This is a genomic window from Thalassoroseus sp., from assembly GCF_984380535.1.
The window spans coordinates 16,810-36,920 of the sequence record NZ_CFHRBF010000014.1 but is presented as its reverse complement, the minus strand read 5'-3'; the positions used below and the strand labels follow the sequence as shown (position 1 = coordinate 36,920).

The window sequence follows — 20,111 nt, the reverse complement described above, 5'->3', positions numbered from 1 at the left end:
CCCTTAGCGGCGGAACGGGTTGGTGTTCCACTTCGGCAACTTTTCAAGCAGTTTGAATGGATACGAGAACGGGCTGCCCGACTCGGTCGGTGTTGGTTCGGGGGCCGGGACGATTTGCTGGTCCTGAGCAATGACCCGAAGATCATCGAACTGCACTTCTCCGAGACCTGTGAGTTGAAGTGTCAGTTCGTAAGGCCCGGTTTCCGGCACTTCCCGCAGGAAGAAGAACTGTTTCCACTCACCCGCTTCCGTCCATCGTAAGGCAGCGGCTGGGCCGGCAATATTGTCGAAGAGCATCACGCCATCGAGTGACCGTTGAATCGGATTCGGTATCCGTACCCAGCCACTAACGTGAATCACCTGGCCACTTTTGACTGAGACCGGTGGCGTTTTGATGATCACCGGGCTCGTCGGCATGATCTCCGGCGGATTCTCCTGCGGGATGGGCAGGGCATGCAGTCGGAGTGAATAATTGCCTTCTTGCTTGGACGGATACAAATCCGCACCCGCGTGCACACCAGGAATGTCGTTGCCTTCGTGTTTCCCGCCAGCCGCAAAGAACGTGTCGGCGTCTTCGAAGTTGCCGCCTTTCAGGAGGTTCTCTTGGCTGGAGAAATCACTTTGGCCAATTCGTTGCATTAACCGCCAGTGGTCGGGCAGCGTTTGGTAGCAGATTGTGTACGGGCTCGACATCGGCGACGGCAGCGACCGCACCGCGTCGTTCCAATGGGCCTTTTGCAAGATGCGTTGTAATTGCATCGCCCGTCCGGCGGCTTCGGAAGCGGCTTGGTAGGAACCACGTGCGAGGGCATCTTCGGCCATCATCACGTATTCCTGCGAACGAGCCAAAATTTGCGGACCGTCCGGTTGCGAGGCACCGAGGGACTGCAATTCTTCATCGATTCGGCGAACACGTTCCAATTTTTCTCGCGCCAATGCCACACACACCGCTGCACTCTGCGGAGCGATCTGAGCGACTTTTCGCCGCATCGCGTCGATCAATTCCCGATCACGCGTGATGATGATCGCCGATGTCTGATCGAACTGTTTGAGCGTGATTTCGAGTCCGCCTGCACCGCGTTTGACGCGTCCTTCGCCGGTCAGTGGGACGATTTTCGTCGGAGAAACTTCCCAAGCTGAGGAAAAGTCGTCGACACCCGCAACCACGATTCTCGCGTTTCGTGCGGCCATCTGACCGGGTACGAATTGGGCATCGGTGCCATACCAAATTGGGAGTACGAGTTTTCCGTACTCGCTACTGCTGATGACGGTCGCTTCCAATTCGCCGCCGACACGGGATGCCCGTTGTCGTTGGTATTCCTGCTCGCGGAGCATGGCGTCGCGTTCGCGGAGCGAATCGGAAGTCGTGCGGAAATCAATCGTGCCACGTCGAATCGACTGGGCACTGGGCAAGTCCACAGAGAACGACGATGGCGTCGACACCGAACCGGTGGCCAAGAACGGTTGCAACAACGACAGTTCTAAGTTGAGCTGTGTTATCGCCAAACGACGTTCGGTTGCGCCAGGGGAGTTGTCGTCAAAGGGAGTTCGCTTCCAGTAGCCGATCCCTTTGATACCCGCCGCAACGGCTGAATAGACTTGCAGCCGGAGTTGTTCCGGTTCGATCACAACCGGGTGGCCGCCATCTTGTTGAGCCGTCATGGCGGCCAACGACGGAGCCGGTTCGGTTTGAATCCAGGTCCACTCGAAACTACCCATGCGGGCTAGTTTGCGTTTTTCGAGGAACCACTCGCGTTTCTGCTTGTAACCGAACGTGGTGTTCGCGACATGTCGACTCATTCCCAGAAGGGGAACGCGACGCGACATGGAACGCTCTTCGCCACCAATGACTTCCACCGCGATCGGGCGATCGAAATTACGGTCGGCAGTTTGAACCTGATCGACCCAGGCGAACAACTCGTCTTTGGCCGATGCGGGCACACGCGTGCCGAGATTCCAAATCAGAATCGGCCGCGTCTCTGGACCGAATGGCAACACGCTGACATCACGGGCATCGATCACCAGGCCATTGGCATCGACCGCCCGCGGAGGCGTGGCCATGGCCCATAAGTTCTGTTCACGCAACGCCGCAAGTGCCGCCTGATCTTCGTAATCTGGAATTCCGACGACGTTCAGCCCCAACTCTTTGAGGAGTTCCGGCGACTCGGTATGTTGGGCAGCAATAATGGGAAAGAACGGTCGCCCTTCAACCAAAAACCGCCCCAAACGCAGTTCGCCGGCCGGTCCCGCCGGAGTGTCCGTCTCGGTGAAGCTGGCTAACTCGACCTGGCTGGCGGGTTTGTCGTTCTCTTGCACCAATTGAATCTGACGCGGATCGACAAGCGGGCCAAATTGCAGGTTGTCGAGAAAGACCTGGGTTTCGCCGACTCCAACTTGCCCGGTCAACAAAACTCGGTTGACGTAGGCCCCATCGGTATTGAGTGACGGACGATTCAACTTCACCCGTAACTCACGAATCCGGCCCTGTAGCTGCTTGGAATCCGCCGCACAGACGAGACGTTGCCATTGATCGTTATTGCGATAGGCATCGCCGGACACGAACGCCGTCAACGGTTTCCGTGTTTGCGGGTCCATTTCGTTCGGGAAGACCACGCGAAACCACGACGTCAAACCCGGCCGATTCGACCGCACGGAGACAGCGACTTGCAATTCGTCAATGAGGCGGGCTTCGGGCAGATCATGTTCGATCTGGTAGCTGATGCCGTCTGCTTCACTGACCAGAGTCAACATCTCACTGCGTTGTCCGTCAACGTGTTGTTGATCGGTTCGCTGATGTGCAGACAGGCGAAGTTGCGCCGACTTGAACCGCACCGTCCAGGCAGTTTGGTCTGGCTGTTCGAATCCAGCGTGAAAATCGTCGGCGAAAATCGTCGGAGTTAGCAACCCGAGCAGTAGGCAAACCGCGATCGTCCACCCTGTGATCCGTCTCGAAGGCCGATCGACAATCACGGTGGCAACTCCATTCTCGTCCATGAGGCAAGAGTTTGGCAAATCTGCGTCTCAGGTATCAATCAAAACGAGTGGAACGCCCGAATTCCTCAGGCTGTATAATGCGGATTATCGGCACAATCGAACTTGCAACTTGATCGAAAAATTCCGAACGCGAGCGATTTCGCTCAGAATTGCGAATTATAGCGATTTCGACTTCGACCGATACAGCATTTTGTTCATCATGAAGGGGTGTTTGTAACATCCGATGAATAAACGAGTTAGGGAACGAGGTTTTCGGCGGCTTGTGCATGAACCGTCCGGGTTAGCGAATTTATGCCGTTGTTGAAAAATTCGAACCTGGGAATCCTGGAAAGGATGGCACTTTCATCTTGTGATCGGTGGTCCATGCCTTCAAAATTATCGGGGTAGCAAATTCAACTCAGGAGCCGTCCACCGATGTCGACATCACCTTCTCGCCTTCCCGACAGTGTCGGCGACGAACTGCCTCGCGAATTGATCGACTTCGCGAAAGTCATCGCCCGCCTTCCTGCCGATCACCAACCAGAAGTCGAAGAGGCATACAATCGGGTTGTCGATTCGGTTCGCAGACGTCGCCGCATCCTAACTCTTGTGCAAGAAGCATTGGCTCAATTGCGGTTAGACATCAAGTATTTGATGTTCGATCTCGAAATGACCCGTCGAGAACGGGATGAACTCAAACATCGCCTGGAAGAATAGCAGCGACCTCGACTATTTACGGACCGACCGAATCCGTCCCGCCTGCTGCCTCACTTGGCTGCACATGACCTTCCTCGACTCCAACCCGCATCGACCACCACTGGGCTAACGCCGTTCCTGTGAGCATGCATCCGAACGTGTACAACGCCGCCGGTAAGGCGACGATCGGTTGTTCCGGAAAAAGTTGCGACGCCAACGTTGCTCCCAGTCCCGCGTTCTGCATACCGACTTCCAACGTGAGTGCCCGTCGTTTGGCTTCGGGAAGCCGCATCACACCCCCGCCGAACCATCCGGCCAGATAGCCGAAGACGTTGATCGTCAGGAGCATGGCTAGCAGGTTCAGCTGCAGATTCGCTAACCGTTCGTGATTCGCGTTCACCACGACGGCGATGATCCACAGAATCGTCAAGTTGGCGACCGTCGGCCCCATTCGCTGCAACACGGACTCTGCTTTCTGACTCGATCGCGCCAGAAAATATCCGGACAACACCGGCAATGCGACCTGCAGAAGCAAATCGAGAAAGGCTTTCTGCGCGATGGCTACAGGGTCGGCCAACGATTGACGTAGCGTCACCAACAGGATCAGCGGAACGAAGATCGGCGAAAGCAGGGTGGCTGTTGTGGTCAAACTGACCGAGTAACTCACGTTCCCGCGAGCCGCCAATGTCAACACATTCGACGCCATCGCACCCGGCACCGACCCGACCAGGACCAATCCCAAAAGCATTTCCCCTTCCAAACCGGCAACCCGCGCGACCGTGTAGGCCGCCAAAGGCATGGTCACATATTGCACCAATGTCCCACCCAGAACCGTGGGCCAACTTCTGAGGACTTGTCGAATCTCGTCACGAGGTAACAATCCGCCGATCAGAAACATCGTCACCGTGATGATCCAACCGAGATACGGTTTCGAAATCGCAAAGGGATCGAATGCCAGGTTCCAACTCGGCCAGAAATACGCCAGCAGCGACAGCAAAATCAGCCAACCTAGCAGGAATCGTTGTAGCATCGAGTTGTCCGTTGTTCGTAGTGGTTTGTCCGTCGTGGCGAAGTTCGCAACTCGTCAGTTTCCTGGTTCGGCATGCACCGATAGAAATCGGCTGAGCGGCTTGGTCTCTAGCCGGCTGATTCCTGTCCTCTGACTCCCGACCCCTGCGTCATGGGTGGTCGTGCGAGCGAAATGTGTCTACAGTCTTAACGGTTTGCTGCTTACACTTCGAGAGACTTCGTTAATGACGGTTGATAAATCCGAAACTCGTGTTCGGCGGATGTTTGGAGAGATTTCCGGGCGATACGATTTGTTGAATCGTGTGCTATCCGGTGGAATCGATACCGCTTGGCGACGCAAGACCGTGCGGACCGTGCCACCGGTCGGAACAGACCCCATTCTCGATACCTGCACAGGTACCGGTGACTTAGCATTGGCTTACTGGAAGGCAGCCGGGGGCAAGGTTCCGGTGATCGGCACCGATTTCACCCACGAGATGCTCGCAATCGCCCGCGAAAAATCCGCGCGGAAATCTGCCAACGAGATTTCTTATCTGGAAGCCGACTCGCAACAGTTGCCGTTTCAAGCCGACCTCTTTCAAATTGTTTCGGTCGCCTTTGGGCTACGCAATATCACCGATACCATGCAAGGCTTGCACGAAATGGTGCGGGTCTGCAAACCGGGCGGACGGGTCGTGGTTCTTGAGTTCTCGCAACCGCAGCGTTCGCTGATTCGCGGCCCTTACTTGTGGTATTCCAAGCATGTCCTGCCTCGAATCGGCCAACTTTTTGCACCGAATCGCCAGAACGCCTACAATTATTTGCCGGATTCAGTCGCCGAGTTTCCCCATGGTAAGGAGCTCGCGGCTATGATGGAATCTGCCGGTTTGACTGATGTTCAATTCCGACCTTTGACGTTCGGAATCGCGACTCTGTATTACGGAATCAAGCCCGAGTTGACCCCAACCGGAAAGTAGTTTGCATGTCGGATATGGTTGTCGCGATCACCGGAGCGAGTGGCTCGATCTATGCGGTTCGTCTGCTGGAAGTCTTACTTGCCAGCGGTTGCAATGTGCATCTGACGATTAGCCCGTCCGCCGTTCAGGTCTTTGAGCATGAGCTGGGGTTGTCGATCGATCTCAAGAACTTCGATCCATCGCAAATCATGCCGCCCAGTATCGACATGAAACACGATAGTAAACTCGCGTCGCTGCGTGGGCCTTCCGAAGAACAATATGCCCTGAGTTCAGTCTTCAGTGATTCCGAAATCAGTCGTGGGCAACTGAGTTACTATCAGCACTTTGACTTCTCGGCGGGTATCGCCAGTGGTTCGTTTTTGACAAGCGGAATGGTGATCTGTCCCTGTTCGATGGGCACCCTAGGAAACTTAGCCAACGGGATTTCCACGAATTTGATTCACCGAGCTGCCGACGTTCACCTGAAAGAGCGACGTAAACTCATCATCGTACCCCGCGAAACACCGCTGAGTAGTGTGCAACTGGAGAACATGAAAAGACTCGTCGACGCCGGAGCAGTCATGCTCCCAGCGATGCCCGGGTTCTATCATAACCCGCTTTCGATTCCTGACTTGGTCGATTTCATCGTAGGGCGAATTTGTGATCAACTAGGAATCGGCAACCGCCTCATTCATCGCTGGGGACAAGCTCAAGACTCTTAAGCAAGCTCGACGTCTATTAGTCGCTTGTCTCCAGGCCGACTAACATGTCAGCAGGACATTCGAAGCATGACTAGACCATATTATGTTCTAGTTCTTCGTGGGCTTCGTTTTCTTCGGGGCGGATTTTTGGCGTTGTTTTTGTCGGCGGTTGTTTGCTTCTTTCTGTAACTGATCGATGGCTGCGCTGAGATACTTGGCATCATCTCGTCGATCGAAGAGATCTAACAGCGGGTCATTCGATTCGACCATAAACCTTCGCATCGCTTTGCGATGTCGGGCGAGTTCTTCCGAGTACTCTGGGTTGTCAACGAGGTTGTGGAGAGCATCCGGATCGTTTTTGTAATCATAGAACTCTTCTAACACGCGATGTTCAAACAAGTCTAAACGTGCTGCCATTGCTTCGTCTGTGTTGGCCAGTTTGTTCATCGTGCGAAAAGTCGCTGTCCCACGTGTGGCAGTTTGAAAGACTCGCTTGCCGTCCGACCATGGATTGAAAATGTAGCCAAACCGTTTTGACTGCACACTTCGCATCGGGCTTCGATTGCGTCCCGAGTTCTCGTTATGGAATGTGTAAACCATATCGTGGCCGGGCTGCGTCTCACCCTTTAGTGTGGGAGCGAATGAATGGCCATCCATTCCTTTAGGTTGTTCGATCTGTGCGATGTCTAAGATCGTCGGTAGCAAATCCACTGCAGCGACCATATGAGTCTGATCGACACTATCCGCTTCGGTGATGCCGGGCCAACGGACAATCAAAGGCGTGCGTGTGCTGTGGTACCAGACGGCCGTCTTGGCGAACGGCAATGGCATGCCGTGGTCGGAGAGAAAAATGACCACGGTCTTCGATTGCTCGCCGGACTCTTCAAGTGCTCGCATCGTTTCCGCAAAACAATCATCCGCCCGTCGGACCGACGAGTAATAATGTGCAAGCTCCTTACGAACATCGGGATGGTCGAACAGGAAGCCGGGAATCGGTACTTCATTCGGTTGAAATACTCGGGACGGAACAAACGGGTCTTGAAACTCGTCTCCGCGATTCGTCATGGCGTAGAACGGTTTATGGGGATCAGAAATATTGATGTTGATACAGAACGGTTGATTGGCCTTCTGTGCGAGTTCAATACCTCGGGCGGTTGAGCGATAGTATGACTTAATGTCTTTGATGTGCTGTCGCTGACCGTCTAGTGTCGTGAGGTCTGCATCCCAGCTATAGGGTTGATATGGTGTGGAGTGGGAAACTTTTCCGCGGATGCCGACAAAGTATCCGGCCCCTTTCATCAAGTCGACGAGATGCGGATAGTTAGCATCTTTGACTTGATAGAACCCTTCGACGCCTGTGTTATGAGAGTAACGTCCCGACCACATCACGTTTCGCGACGGGTAACAACTTCCAGTTTGCACATGAGCATACTCGTAGCGTCTTGATTCCTTCGCGAATTGATCGATATGCGGTGTGGTTCCCGGCAGTTTGCAGCCGAAGACTCCGACTGAATCACAATTCATGTCGTCTACGGTGATGAGCAAAAAGTTTGGTGCATCAGCCGCTAAACTCGGATCGTGGTCGAACACGGCGGTCAATGCGAGAACGAGCACAAAGAGTGGAGCTTTCACGATGATCTCTCGATGAGGTCTAAAGTGTTATGGTTTTGTAGGGCTAGTCATTCAATGCTAGTTTCCGAAGGCGGCTAGTATATCGGCATCAGAAACTTGGGATGAATTGGCGATCGAACGTTGTCGCCAACTAGCAGGGACTTGTGGGCGTTCGAAGTGGACATAGTCAAACATGGCTCGCAAGTCAGGATTGCCGCCGCGGATGACTTGGGTGTTCTGTTGCAAAGGTTGCAAACGCGAGATAGTGCTATAGTCTGTGTAGACGGTCAGTCCAACTTGAAGTTCCTTGGGCATATCCGGTCGACGGTAGCGTTGATGAACTTGCCAACTGCGGTCGCCATCTTTTCGAAGTAGCACAAAGTCTGGACCGACTCGAACCACACGGACGAGTACTTCGGAACTCGTAGCCGGTGTGACTTCAAGTTGTGAGTTGCTATTAATAGTCGTCTTAACTTCAAACTCAAAGCGACCTGCGTTTCTCGCCGAGCCATGGGAGAGAAAAATATAGTTCTCTCCGCCAGGTCGCCATGTTCTTGGTGTGACATCGCGTGGCGTTCGAACCATGATGCCGGCGAGCGAGTAGTTACTCCGCGGGGCACCGTTGCCGGCTCGGTTCGTGTTTCGCATTCGCGTTGTGACGACGAAATCGCCGGAGATGTTCTTATAGACAAGCATGCCTCGATAGTCCTGGTACCAAGAACTTGCATGCGGCACGAGTGTCAGCCAACCACGTTGAGGGCGACCAATTTCACACACCGCCAATTGGTCGGCTTGGGTTTGTTCGGTTTGATAAATCCGCAGCCAATTTCGGAGAGTCGCCGGGTCGGTAAATTCGTCGCTCAATTCGACGAGGTCATCGTTTTCTGCAGGGGGTGATGTTGGTGTCTTCGCGGTGGTCGGAGTTGTGGATTGGGTCTTCGCGACCATCTCCGGTGTCGCAGCGATGGGGGCCACCGTGACCGAGTGAAATGTCGTACGACTGTTCCAGGCACCGAGTCCCAACGTATTGCGATCCGGGAGCGCCCATAATGGGACAAGGCTAAGATCAGAACCGGTCCCTCGATAAGTGGCAATCACTTTGTCGTCGAGAACGGCTTCAACCCAGTCTGGACGCACACGGACGGCGGCTTTGTAGCGACGGTTGTTTTCGAGCGTGATGTTCGGCACACGAGTCGAATTCTCTCGCATGGTTCTGCCGGCGATGTTCTGGATCCCGGCGAGATGTTGTCCCCAACCGTCGATGTCGAACGTCGCCTGATTCCCACCTGCCACAAACATAAGTGCGACGGAATCACGACCCGAGTGACGGGTGAATTCGATCTCAAAATCGTAAGCTGCGGTGGGTGTCCAAGGCAATGCGATACGAGCGCCCGCGGTGGCGTCGACTTGGAGTTCACCGTCGCGGAGTTGCCAATTTCCCGCGACACCGGCAGTTTTCGGCTGCAGGGAATTCAGCAGGTTGATACGTTTTGGCTCGGCACCAACTCCGGGCTGGCCGATCACAAGGAAAATGACGAGTGCAAGTCCCGGAAGCAAGCGGGAAACGATGCACGGAATGCGTAGAATCCGAGACATTGCAGGTCCTCGGCAGGAAGAGCGGTGAATACCTAGCCAAATGTAAAGAGGTATTCATCCTGCCCGCGACCGTGCGGTTTGTCAAACTCACCCCGTTCCCGGTGACAACGTAATCGTCGTCACATCGCAATGTTCTGGGGAGTTCAATTGGCGTCTCGGACGATCGCTCAGCTACTGCGACGACCCCGACGCATACGCTCGGACGCCTTCGTTTTGGCTTTTCCTTCCTCAGTCGTTGAGGCTTCGTTGTTGCTTCCGTCACCATCGGGAGGACCGATGAGTCGCTCGACGGATTCGATCAGCACATCCATCGGAAACGGTTTCCGTAAGTACTCATCGACGGCGACTTTGCCCGGTGTCGCGGTTTCCGCGTACGCTTTGTGACGGGCACCTTCGTTGGCGGTAATCATGATCACACGGGGCGGGTTTTCCAAGGTGGAAAGGAACTCCAGCACTGGGAAGCCACCCATGCGGGGCATCATCATGTCGGTGATGACCAGCTCGGGTTCCTCTGAGGAGACCAGTTTCTGGCCTTCGACTCCGTTCGGTGCCGCCAGCACCGTATAACCAGCAGCGTCCAAGACGCTTTGGATCGTCGTCGAAATTTCCCGGTCGTCTTCGATGAGCAAAATGCGTTTGCCAGCCGCCATGTTGATCCTCAAATCCCAATTGGAGAAGCAGTCGAGCCGCCTCGTGTCACCGATATCGTATGTCGCGATTCCACACCGGACAAGCCCGCAGTGACAACTTGCGTCCTATTCCTGAGGACTCTGTCGATACTATCGTAACTGAATGTTTGTGTGTGATCGGATTCCGGCACGAGGAATCCGGGTCCAATTTCCACTCTCTCCCCGACCGATCGGCACCCTGCTTGACAGCGATCCGCGTGGAACCATAGGCTCTGGGCGAAGATCATTGACGACATGTGATGATGCCACATCTTCCAATGGATTTTGGGGTCGTGTTCGAGAAGATTCTCTATGTTCTGGCGTGCGTGGTACTCCCGGTTTTGTGGGGCGTGTTCGTCAATTGGCTGTTCACCTTGTGGGCTTCGGAGCCGTCGGACAGGGACGACGAACCGGTCTTTCCTGACTATCAGATTTGATGGCCATTAGCGAATGGAATTTCTGAACTGGACGAGTCTCGCGGGATGTGCATTGGCCAGTGCCGTTATTGGCATTCTGGCTGGAATGTTCGGCTTCGGCGGCGGATTCTTGCTGGTTCCGGTTCTGAATATCCTCCTCGGCGTGCCGATCGAGTACGCAGCCGGAGCCAGTGCGTGTCAAGTTTTGGGACCGGCGACGACATCGCTGCTTGCGCGAAGAATTGACTGGTCCGCATTTCGGTTGCCGTTGATTCTTTCGGGCGGGTTGCTTGTGGGCGTGAGTCTCGGGGCACGGATTTTGTCGTTCGCTCGACACGCGGGGAGCGTGGAAATCCATGGGCGAATGCTACCCATTGCAGAGTTAGTGGTGCTGCCGACGTATTGGTTGGTGTTGCTGCTGTTGGGCATTTTCTCACTCTATGATGTGCATCGCACGCGGTTGAATCGACCGGTCGGTCGCGGTTGGTTGATGTCTTGGCGACTTCCCCCGTCGGCGAATCTCGACGAATTTGACGGCCGACCAACATCCATTCCCATTTTGGCGTGGTTCGGGTTTGGGGTCGGGTTACTGTCCGGATTGCTGGGAAACAGCGGCGGATTGGTGCTGTTGCCGGGTTTGGTGTATCTCCTCGGGATGACAACTCAGCAAGCGGTGGTCAGTTCGCTAGTGATCGTGTGGGTGAATTCGATCTTGGCGACGGTCAGTCATGCGTGGTTAGGGCATGTGCATTTGGGGCTGGTCGCAGTGTTATTGTTCGGCGGAACAATCGGGGCCCGAGTGGGCTCGCGATTCGGTACGCAACTTAGCGGCCCCGAACTTCGAGAGCGGTTCGGTTGGGTCGTGCTTGTGACAGCCAGCTTGATTTCGTTGCAGCTCATTTCGATGTTGCTGGTGCGAATGTAAACCAGCCCGTTAGAATCGAGAGCGTCAAATCCGTTGAGACTCGAACGGGGAGTGCTTGTGACCATTCGACACTTGGGTTTTGGAATTGTCGGGCTGATTGCTCTAAGTTCGTTGTCGGTGTTCGCTGCCGAGACGCAGTACATCGCCGAACTGGCAGATGCCACACGAGTCAGTCAGGAAACCGTCCATGAATGGCATGATGCGAAAGCAAATCCGCATCTCGCCCAGAAACGCGTTTTTGACGACAAGCTCCCGTTCCGATGGATGATGAACGTGGCCGCTCCGTTGCCGTCCACGAGTGGTCCCGCCGTGGAGTTCCATGGAGGCGATCGGTTGCCAGGCCGGGTCGTGGGGTTTGGAGAGCAACACAACTCGCCATTTTTTCAGTGGGTCGATCATTTGCTGGTCGAACCGGCGATCGAGTTGGATCATCCGCGACAATCTCGGTTTGGAACCATTCGTGTTGCAGCGTCGGACGTTCGACGTGTGATCTGGGAGGCAATTCCAAATCGGGAATTCCAACCGGGAAATGTGTTCCTTCGTGATGGTCGGCGGTTCAGTTTTCGGTCGCTACGATGGTCAGACGGTGCAATTACTCTGCTGACTTCGGGCGGTCTGGAACAGTTCTCGTTTGCGGAAATCGCTGAGATTCACCTGCCCTCGCGAGACGCCTGGGATGCGTACACCGAATCGTTGACGAAGTTGGTGACGGATCGAAAATCTCGTCTTATTCGCATCGAAACCACCGATGGTCTCCGGGCAACGACATCGACGGAACGCTTCGAAGCGGAGCATTATGGTGATCGGAACAGGTCAGAATCTTGGCTACAACGGCTGCAACCCGCTTGGAGTTTGGATCCGTTCTGGGTGCGATTTCCCACGATTCGCAGTTGGCTGTTTTTCGAACCGCACGTCGTGCCGTTGGCACTCATTGCGCCGATCGCGGTGGAACAGGAGTCGACATTTGGAACCGGACTCCGTTGGCGGACCGATCGCAGCGTGCACGCCGAGACGCTGCGTTCAGCGAATGAGGAACATCCCACCGGGTTTGGCGTGCATGCCAAGAATTCGTTGACATTTGCGCTACCGGCCTTCGCGACAGCGTTTCGCTCGCGGTTTGGGTTGGATCAATCGACCGGCAAAGGCGGCTGCGTGCGTGTTCGCGTGACAATGGATACCCAACCCAACCCCTTGTACGAGAGCGAGTTGCTGATCGGTTCGGAGAAAGTCCTCGAAACCGGCGAGTTAAAACTTCCGGCGGTCGAGAACCGACCTGATCGACAATTGACGTTGACCGTCGATCCCGTATTGAGCGGTCGCCCTTCAGGCGCCGACCCGTTCGACATTCGCGATTCGGTCAATTGGCTCGGCCCGACGCTCACGCTCGACGCCGACCAGCTTTGGCAAGTTATCCACGAGCGGAGTCTCCAAGCGATTCCCGTTTTGGCGGATTGGGCATCCTCGGAAGCCGCGGGGAAACTGCGGTTGTTCTCGTTCTGGGACGAAACGATTGAATACGAGCCACGGTATCGCATCGGGATGGCGGTTGAGGACTCGTTCACAGTATTCACGCGGACGATGACGTTCGAACCCGAAGACCGTTGGCTCAGCATCGCAGTCGCACAGGTGGCCAACAAAGTCCCGAATAGTCGATTGGTCGTATTGTTCAACGGCCAAGTGGTGGCTGACTGGGATGCACCTGCCGTGCGGAGACATCTCGATCCGCAAGCCCTCGCGGTACCACTTCACGATTGGCAAGGCCGTCCGGTGCAAGTGGAAATCGTGCAGTGGGTGCCGACCGATGACAACGGCCAACCGAAACCCGTCGAAATGGGATCGGCCATCGACTACCGAGGCATCGGCATTTTGCCGCATCATCCGGGGTTGGTCAGCCTGTTCGACGAGGAAGCCGACTTCGTCGACTCACTGGACTACGGCACCGGTACGGCGAGCATCGATACTGATGATGTGCGGAGCGGACAACGCAGTTTACGGGTGACTCCGCCAGGGCGGGGCGGTCTCAATCTGACAAAGCAACCCCTACCGATTCGGTTCAATCCGCGATTGGGTGAGTATCAAATGTTGCATTTCGCCTGGAAAAAAGACGGCGGAAAAATCATCGGTTTGGAAATCGCCCACGATGGGGAGATCGGTGCTGACCCGGAAATGCCAATGCTTCGCAATCGTCGGGCACGAGATTGGGGCGATCTCACCGGCATGCGGGAAATTGAACGCGGCTTGAAAGCCGGCTATCGGTATTACAGCGGACATCCGGTTGACCCGTACAAGAAGTCAAGACGACTCGACAACAAGCAACCCGAGGACTGGCAGGAGAAGACAGTTCACATCGTCAACGACTTCGGCGAGTTTTCACTGACCGGTTTTCATCTTCACTGTCTCGACGGCAATGCGGCTTGGTTGGATGCAGTGTACCTGGCCCGAAACTGGGAAGATCTCCACGACTACAAAGAGTGGCTCAAACGGAAACACACCCCAGTCAAAGACGATGCGCAAGTGCTCGTGGAAACCTACCGTCGACAGGAATATCCATGGGCCGTTTCGCAAGTGGCTCCGGCGTTTGCGGTGGACCGTAGCGGATCGGGGTGTCTGTTGTTTCGCGAGCACGGCGGACGACAAAACGTTCTGCGGACGAGTCCGTATAAAAACGAGCCGAGTCAATTCCGTGCCGCTATGGCTTTTCCCGCTGGTAGCTCACCGAAGTTGAAACTGGGAGTCAGTCATGATTATCGCTCCGACTGGAAGCTTCGTGTGCTGGCCAACGGCGAACAGATTCACGAGGAAATCATCGGCGGGGCGAACGAACCAACCTGGAAAGACGTGACCGTCGATCTCGCCAAATTCGCCGGCCAACAAGTTCGCTTGGACGTGCAAAACGCCGGCAACGGGGGGAATGACACCGCCTTCTGGAGCGAGATCACGATCGTCGAGTGAGGGAGTTCTTCGCGGATGGCGGATGGCGGATTGATTTAAGGACAAATCTGCCACCCTCTATTTTCCATCTTCTATCCTCTATCTTCCATCCTCATGATGAGCGCCCGTGTGACGTCGAATGACCCCCCCGTGTCAATTCGCCGACTCGGCGTCGAAAGAACAACGTCATCGCATGTTGAGGGGGTCGACGTCGATGGCGAATTCGATGTCCTTCACATCCGGGAAGTCGGGAACGGCATTACGCCAGAGCGTGTGGATTTCCTCCGGTGTTTCCGCACTGATCTGTAAATGATACCGGTAAAACGTCTTTAGCCGCGTGAGCGGTGCCGGTGCCGGGCCGAGAATTAACACGTCGTCGTCAATCTCTAAGCGGGTCGCGTGTTCTCGAAGTGTGGTGGCCATCGTCATGATCTGGGCTTGCACATCTGCCTCAACGGGACCTCGCACAATCACACGGGCCAATCGTCGGTAGGGTGGCACATGCATCGCTTGACGTTGGGAAAGTTCTAACTTGGTGAACCCGATGAAATCGTGTTTGGCGGCAAATTGGATCGACGGTTCCGCGGGCATCGCCGTCTGCACGAGCACACGTCCGCCCCGTTCACTTCGCCCCGTCCGACCGGCCACTTGGGCAATGAGTTGAAACGTCCGCTCCGACGCGCGTAAGTCCGGTTGATGCAGCATCGTGTCCGCTGCAATCACACCGACGAGCGTCACATTCGGGAAGTCCAAGCCCTTGGCGATCATTTGGGTGCCGAGCAGAATCTGCACATCGCCCGAACGAAACCGTTCCAAGGCTTCATCGTGACTGCCCCGACCACGCATGGAATCGCTGTCCATCCGCAAGCAGTTCCACTCGGGGTACCGGGCCTTCACTTCGGCTTCCAACCGTTGCGTACCAACACCGACGTGACGAATTCCCGCGTCGCCACACGCCGGGCATTGCAGTGGCGGGTCGCAAGTGTATTCGCAGGAATGACACAAAGCCGCCGCCTTGTCACGATGCCAAGTGAGGGTGACATCGCAGTTCGGGCAGGTCACGGATTCGCCGCACGCCCGACACCAAAACACCGGGGAGAACCCTCGCAGGTTGAGAAACAGAATGACTTGGCCGTCATCTTCGATCGCTTGCCGAATCGCGTGGTCGAGGGCTCGCCCGATTGCCGCCCCTCTGCCGATCTTCGGATCGTTGCGGATATCGACCAACACCACCGGCGGCAACGGCAATCCTTCGACACGTCGCGGCATCGACACCAATTGATCGGCCCCTGATTGCACACGTTGCCAAGATTCCAGCGTGGGAGTCGCGGAACCGAGCACCAGCGGAATCCGATCGAGTTCACATCGTCGCCGGGCCACTTCGCGGGCGTGATATCGTGGCGATGTTTCCTGTTTGAATGTCGTCTCGTGTTCTTCGTCGATGACGATCAATCCAAGATGCGGCGTCGGAGCGAACACGGCGCTGCGGGCTCCCACAACGACCGACACCCGACCGGCGGCAATTTGTTGCCAATGCCAATGACGTTCGGCATCGCCGAGATGGCTGTGCAACACAGCGACGGAATCAAATCGGCTGCGAAACCGGCGGATCGTTTGCGGCGTGAGACTGATTTCCGGCACCAACACAATCGCCTGTCGACCGTAACTGATGACCTCGCGAATCGCCTGAATATACACTTCCGTCTTGCCGCTGCCGGTCACGCCATGCAACAAGATTGTGCGGTGCTCACGCGATTCCAGCACCTCGCAAATAGCGGCGACAGCGTTCTTCTGGTCTTCGTTCAGTTCCAAATCGGTCACGGGCGTTGCAATCGGCGTGTCGAAGTGAGATGTCGATGTCCGCACAACTTCGGAGGCAATCAACTTGCGACGTTCCAACGTCTTCACCGGTGATGGTCCGCAGCCGACGAGTTCCAAAATCTGTGCTTGAGTCGGAGGTTGCGTGGCACAACGAATGACGTCGATCACCGCCTGTTGTTTCTTCGTCAGCGAGGCGACATCGGCCGCCAACCGGTCGGGGTCGCCAAGTTGGTACACGCGGGCCATCCGCGTTCCGGCATTCTTCTTGACCCCCGCCGGCACCACCGCATGCAACACCGTTCCCCAACTGCACAGGTAGTGTTCGGCGATCCATCGCGTGAGTTGCAGCATCTGGGGTGTGACGAGCGGAGCCGGGTCGACAATCGCTTCCACCCACTTCATCCGTTTCGACAGAGACGGCGGCGGACCGGTGCTGACACAAAACCCCACGATCCGCCGATTCCCCTGACCAAATGGCACCCGCACCCGTTGTCCGGCCTGGAGTTGCTCGCGAAGCGGGTCCGGCACGAGGTAGTGAAACGTTTGATCGACCGGCAAATCGAAGACGATTTCCGCGGACCATTGATCTGCCTGACCGGCGGCTTCCCAAGGAACTTCCTCAGCAAATAAACGTTTCTGGTGGGATTCAGACATGCGATATCGGGATGCGAACGTTAGCGACCGGAACGGGCCAGGCTTTTCTGGAACGCTAGCGATTGTTGGGTCGAGAATCTAAACTCACGTCGGTGATTTTGTCTGTTGTCTTAGAGGGAACGGTTCGCGATGTCTAGGTGGACTTGGGTTGGCGTCGGTTTGCTGGGGATGTTTTTGGGATGTTCGGGAGAGCCTGAACCGCAACCGGAACCGGCTGCACCCGTCAAAGCTGGTGAGGGCTTCCGCGTGAAGTTCGAGACGACCAAAGGCGATTTCGTCATCAAGGTGCGTCCGGAATGGGCACCAGAAGGAGCGAAACGTTTTCGGGAATTGGTTGAAAGTGGTTTCTACGATGGCGTGAAGTTCTTCCGTGTCGTGCCCGGGTTTATGGCTCAATTCGGAATTAGCGGAGACCCGGAAGTCAGTCGTGAATGGCAGGACAAAGTCATCCCCGATGATCCGGTCAAAACGTCGAACCAACGCGGAACCATTTCCTTCGCCACATCGGGACCGAATAGTCGAACCACTCAAGTGTTCATCAATTTTGTGGACAACAGCCGACTCGATGGCATGGGGTTCTCTCCGTTTGGTGTGGTCGTCGAAGGTATGGATGTGGTCGATTCGCTGAACGGCGAGTATGGCGAACGCACGACGCAGACCCAAGGACAGATTCAAATGATGGGCAACGCGTTTCTCGAGGAGAATTTCCCCGGTTTGGATGAAGTGAAGAAGGCGACCATCATCTCCGAAGAACCCGTTAAGCCAAAAACGGAGAAAGCCGAAGAGTCGAAAACGGACGAATCAAAACCGGAATCCGAACCGGAAACGAAAGAAGAAACCGATTCCGATGAACCTTCGGAGGAAAACGCCGTTCAGGAAACTGAATAACTGACGTAGGTCAGGCTGTGCCTGACGAAACCAACGAAGAATGTCGGGCACCGCCTGACCCACCGGATCTGTTCGCAATGAACCCTGGACTCCCGCCGGTTTTTAATCCCCTCGAACGCGACGCCGCGGTACCACTGATCAACTTGGCGTTGCGGGAGGACTTACACGATGCCGGCGATCTGACCTGTCGAGCGTTGATCGAAGAGTCTGAAACCGCCAAGGTGCAAGTGACCGCTCGGCAGAACGGGTTTCTCTCCGGTGGGCCGGTGGGTTCGGACGTGTTCGCTGTTCTCGACAAACGGGTCAACTGGGAAACGCTCACGCCCGATGGCAATTCCGTTTCGCCCGGTCAACCAGTGGCGATCGTGTCCGGGCCGTTGCGTTCGTTGTTGTCCGGCGAACGCACTGCGTTAAATTTCATGACGCATCTCAGCGGCATCGCGACACTGACCAGCCGATTCGTTGCAGCCGTCGAGGGCACAAAAGCGAAGATTCTCGATACCCGCAAAACGCACCCCGGTTATCGCGTGCTCGAGAAATACGCCGTCCGGTGTGGAGGGGGGCATAATCACCGCATCGGCTTGTACGACGGTTGTCTGATCAAGGACAACCACCTGGCGGCGTGGTCGACGCATCATCCGGGCAGCACCATTGCCGATGCGATTCGGCAGTCCCGCGAACGACTTGGTCCGCAGGTTCCGATTGAAGTCGAAGTCGACACGCTCGATCAATTGGCCGACGCGCTCAACGGCGATCCCGAAATCGTGCTGCTCGACAACATGACGCCATCGCAATTGTCAGACGCTGTCGCGATGCGGGACAAGCGTGGCTCGCGGACGTTGCTCGAAGCATCTGGCGGTGTCACGCTGGAAACCGTTCGTCCAATCGCGGAAACCGGCGTGGAACGAATCAGCATTGGTGGTCTCACGCACTCCGCGGTTGCTCTCGATTTGGCCTTCGATTGGCTTTCATGAGCGTTCGTCGGAACCGAGGTTGTACTCGTCGATTTTCTTGTGCAACGTGTTCCGATTGATTCCCAACCGCGACGCCGCCTTGGTTTGCACACCCTGACTGTTGTGCAAGACTTGAGAAATCAATTCTTTCTCGACGAGCGACACAACTTGCCGGTGCAAGTCTCCTTCATCGGTATCGCCGTTGGCCATACCCATCGTCACCAACTCGCGACACAGGCCATCGAGGTCCTTCGTTCGACTACGGGCCACTCGCACAGGAGCCAAGCCTCGCACATGAGCGGGGAACAGCTCCGGTGTTAAAATCGGTTCGGTGGACAACACAATCGCCCGTTCCACATAGTTTTGCAGTTCCCGGACGTTTCCGGGCCAGGCGTAAGATTGGAGCAATCGGGCGGCATCCGGTGTGAGTTCCGGGTTCGGTCGCTGATTGGTCTCCGCGTACTTCGCAGCGAAGAATTCGACTAACGCAGGAATGTCGTCAGGACGTTCGCGGAGTGGGGGAATGTCGATCGGAATGACATTCAACCGGTAGTACAAGTCTTCGCGGAAGCGTTCGGCTTCGATCTCATCGACCAGATCACGGTTGGTCGCCGCCACGATTCGGCAGTCGACTTTGATTGTTTTCGTATCTCCCACGCGTTCGAATTCGTGTTCTTGGAGGACACGCAGCAGTTTGACCTGCAACTTATAACTCATCGAATTGATCTCATCGAGGAAAATCGTTCCCCCATGAGCAGCTTCGAATCGACCTGTTCGGTTTTCGTTGGCACTGGTAAACGCACCACGGACGTGTCCGAACAATTCGCTTTCGAGCAAGCTTTCGCTGAGTGCTCCGCAGTTCACACGAATGAAAGGACCCGTCGCGCGGGTACTGAGTTCGTGCACCGCACGGGCGATGAGTTCTTTCCCGGTTCCGGTTTCGCCGGTGAGTAGCACCGTTGCCGACGTTCCAGCGACTTGACGCGTGAGACGGCAGATTTCGACCATCTGCGGACTAGATCCGATCAGTCCGTCGATCAGCGGCCAAGGCGGTGATTGAGATGGTTCGGTGGCAGGCATTTCAGAACAGCAAATGGAATTGGCAAACAGAAGGTGGAAACGTCATCACAGAACGTGGTCGACAGCACCCAGGTTCCGGCGGATGCTCAGCGTCGAACACTTTGACGAGTCGGTGACCCCTGTTCGCAAAAGTCCGAAAAGATTGAGCGCGGTATTTGCCGGAATTATAGGCGATCGTCGTTCAAATGGGTAACAAAGAAGCCGCACATTAAGAAAGTTTCCAATAACACTTTT

The 20,111-nt window shown here is 55.6% G+C and carries 15 protein-coding genes; 8 read left to right on the top strand and 7 right to left on the bottom strand.

Annotated elements, in window-relative coordinates; translation table 11 throughout:
- Window positions 1-3: 3 nt before the first annotated feature.
- Window positions 4-2,994 (bottom strand): hypothetical protein, encoded by a 2,991-nt coding sequence (locus AC5DDB_RS19360; protein WP_491741404.1) that lies wholly within the window; start codon window positions 2,992-2,994, stop codon window positions 4-6.
- A 414-nt stretch (window positions 2,995-3,408) separates the two neighbouring features.
- Here AC5DDB_RS19360 and AC5DDB_RS19355 point away from each other — a divergent pair, with 414 nt between their 5' ends.
- On the top strand, window positions 3,409-3,690 hold the full coding sequence (locus AC5DDB_RS19355; protein WP_491741403.1) for a transcriptional regulator: 282 nt from the start codon (window positions 3,409-3,411) through the stop codon (window positions 3,688-3,690).
- Window positions 3,691-3,706: 16 nt separating this feature from the next.
- Here AC5DDB_RS19355 and AC5DDB_RS19350 read toward each other — a convergent pair whose 3' ends face one another.
- Window positions 3,707-4,699 carry a bile acid:sodium symporter family protein gene (locus AC5DDB_RS19350; protein WP_491741402.1) on the bottom strand — a complete coding sequence of 331 codons (993 nt, stop codon included), beginning with the start codon at window positions 4,697-4,699 and terminating at the stop codon, window positions 3,707-3,709.
- Between the two features lie 223 nt (window positions 4,700-4,922).
- Between AC5DDB_RS19350 and ubiE the strand changes: the two genes are divergently transcribed.
- Both ubiE and AC5DDB_RS19340 read left to right on the top strand, forming a co-directional pair.
- Window positions 4,923-5,654, top strand: coding sequence for a bifunctional demethylmenaquinone methyltransferase/2-methoxy-6-polyprenyl-1,4-benzoquinol methylase UbiE (ubiE, locus tag AC5DDB_RS19345; RefSeq protein ID WP_491741401.1), 732 nt, complete (start codon window positions 4,923-4,925; stop codon window positions 5,652-5,654).
- A 5-nt stretch (window positions 5,655-5,659) separates the two neighbouring features.
- Complete coding sequence (locus tag AC5DDB_RS19340; protein WP_491741400.1) at window positions 5,660-6,355, top strand: UbiX family flavin prenyltransferase; 696 nt, start codon at window positions 5,660-5,662, stop codon at window positions 6,353-6,355.
- Between the two features lie 87 nt (window positions 6,356-6,442).
- Here the strand turns inward: AC5DDB_RS19340 and AC5DDB_RS19335 are convergent, their stop codons facing one another.
- The 3 genes from AC5DDB_RS19335 to AC5DDB_RS19325 all read right to left on the bottom strand — a co-directional run bounded on the left by AC5DDB_RS19335 (window position 6,443) and on the right by AC5DDB_RS19325 (window position 10,191).
- Window positions 6,443-7,966 (bottom strand): sulfatase family protein, encoded by a 1,524-nt coding sequence (locus AC5DDB_RS19335; protein WP_491741399.1) that lies wholly within the window; start codon window positions 7,964-7,966, stop codon window positions 6,443-6,445.
- Window positions 7,967-8,023: 57 nt separating this feature from the next.
- Complete coding sequence (locus tag AC5DDB_RS19330) at window positions 8,024-9,541, bottom strand: hypothetical protein (RefSeq protein ID WP_491741398.1); 1,518 nt, start codon at window positions 9,539-9,541, stop codon at window positions 8,024-8,026.
- A gap of 167 nt (window positions 9,542-9,708) precedes the next feature.
- Window positions 9,709-10,191 (bottom strand): response regulator, encoded by a 483-nt coding sequence (locus AC5DDB_RS19325; protein WP_491741397.1) that lies wholly within the window; start codon window positions 10,189-10,191, stop codon window positions 9,709-9,711.
- Window positions 10,192-10,469: 278 nt separating this feature from the next.
- Between AC5DDB_RS19325 and AC5DDB_RS19320 the strand changes: the two genes are divergently transcribed.
- Genes AC5DDB_RS19320 through AC5DDB_RS19310 form a run of 3 tightly spaced genes read left to right on the top strand, consistent with a single transcriptional unit; the run spans window position 10,470 to window position 14,502 of the window.
- Window positions 10,470-10,646, top strand: a complete 177-nt coding sequence (locus tag AC5DDB_RS19320) for a hypothetical protein (RefSeq protein WP_491741396.1) — start codon at window positions 10,470-10,472, stop codon at window positions 10,644-10,646.
- A gap of 13 nt (window positions 10,647-10,659) precedes the next feature.
- Window positions 10,660-11,550: a TSUP family transporter gene (locus AC5DDB_RS19315; RefSeq protein WP_491741395.1), complete on the top strand. Its 891-nt coding sequence runs from the start codon at window positions 10,660-10,662 to the stop codon at window positions 11,548-11,550.
- A gap of 57 nt (window positions 11,551-11,607) precedes the next feature.
- The gene (locus AC5DDB_RS19310; protein WP_491741394.1) at window positions 11,608-14,502 is read left to right on the top strand and encodes an NPCBM/NEW2 domain-containing protein; all 2,895 of its coding nucleotides are present in this window, start codon (window positions 11,608-11,610) and stop codon (window positions 14,500-14,502) included.
- A gap of 165 nt (window positions 14,503-14,667) precedes the next feature.
- On the opposite strand, the gene priA is transcribed toward AC5DDB_RS19310, so the two are convergent.
- Window positions 14,668-16,956: a replication restart helicase PriA gene (gene priA, locus AC5DDB_RS19305; protein WP_491741393.1), complete on the bottom strand. Its 2,289-nt coding sequence runs from the start codon at window positions 16,954-16,956 to the stop codon at window positions 14,668-14,670.
- 129 nt (window positions 16,957-17,085) lie between these two features.
- On the opposite strand from priA, the gene AC5DDB_RS19300 reads away from it, so the two are divergent.
- Window positions 17,086-17,844, top strand: coding sequence for a peptidylprolyl isomerase (locus AC5DDB_RS19300; RefSeq protein WP_491741392.1), 759 nt, complete (start codon window positions 17,086-17,088; stop codon window positions 17,842-17,844).
- 77 nt (window positions 17,845-17,921) lie between these two features.
- Window positions 17,922-18,818 carry a carboxylating nicotinate-nucleotide diphosphorylase gene (nadC, locus tag AC5DDB_RS19295; RefSeq protein WP_491741391.1) on the top strand — a complete coding sequence of 299 codons (897 nt, stop codon included), beginning with the start codon at window positions 17,922-17,924 and terminating at the stop codon, window positions 18,816-18,818.
- Here nadC and AC5DDB_RS19290 read toward each other — a convergent pair.
- Window positions 18,813-19,877 carry a sigma-54 interaction domain-containing protein gene (locus AC5DDB_RS19290; protein ID WP_491741390.1) on the bottom strand — a complete coding sequence of 355 codons (1,065 nt, stop codon included), beginning with the start codon at window positions 19,875-19,877 and terminating at the stop codon, window positions 18,813-18,815. The genes nadC and AC5DDB_RS19290 overlap by 6 nt on opposite strands.
- Window positions 19,878-20,111 lie beyond the last annotated feature (234 nt).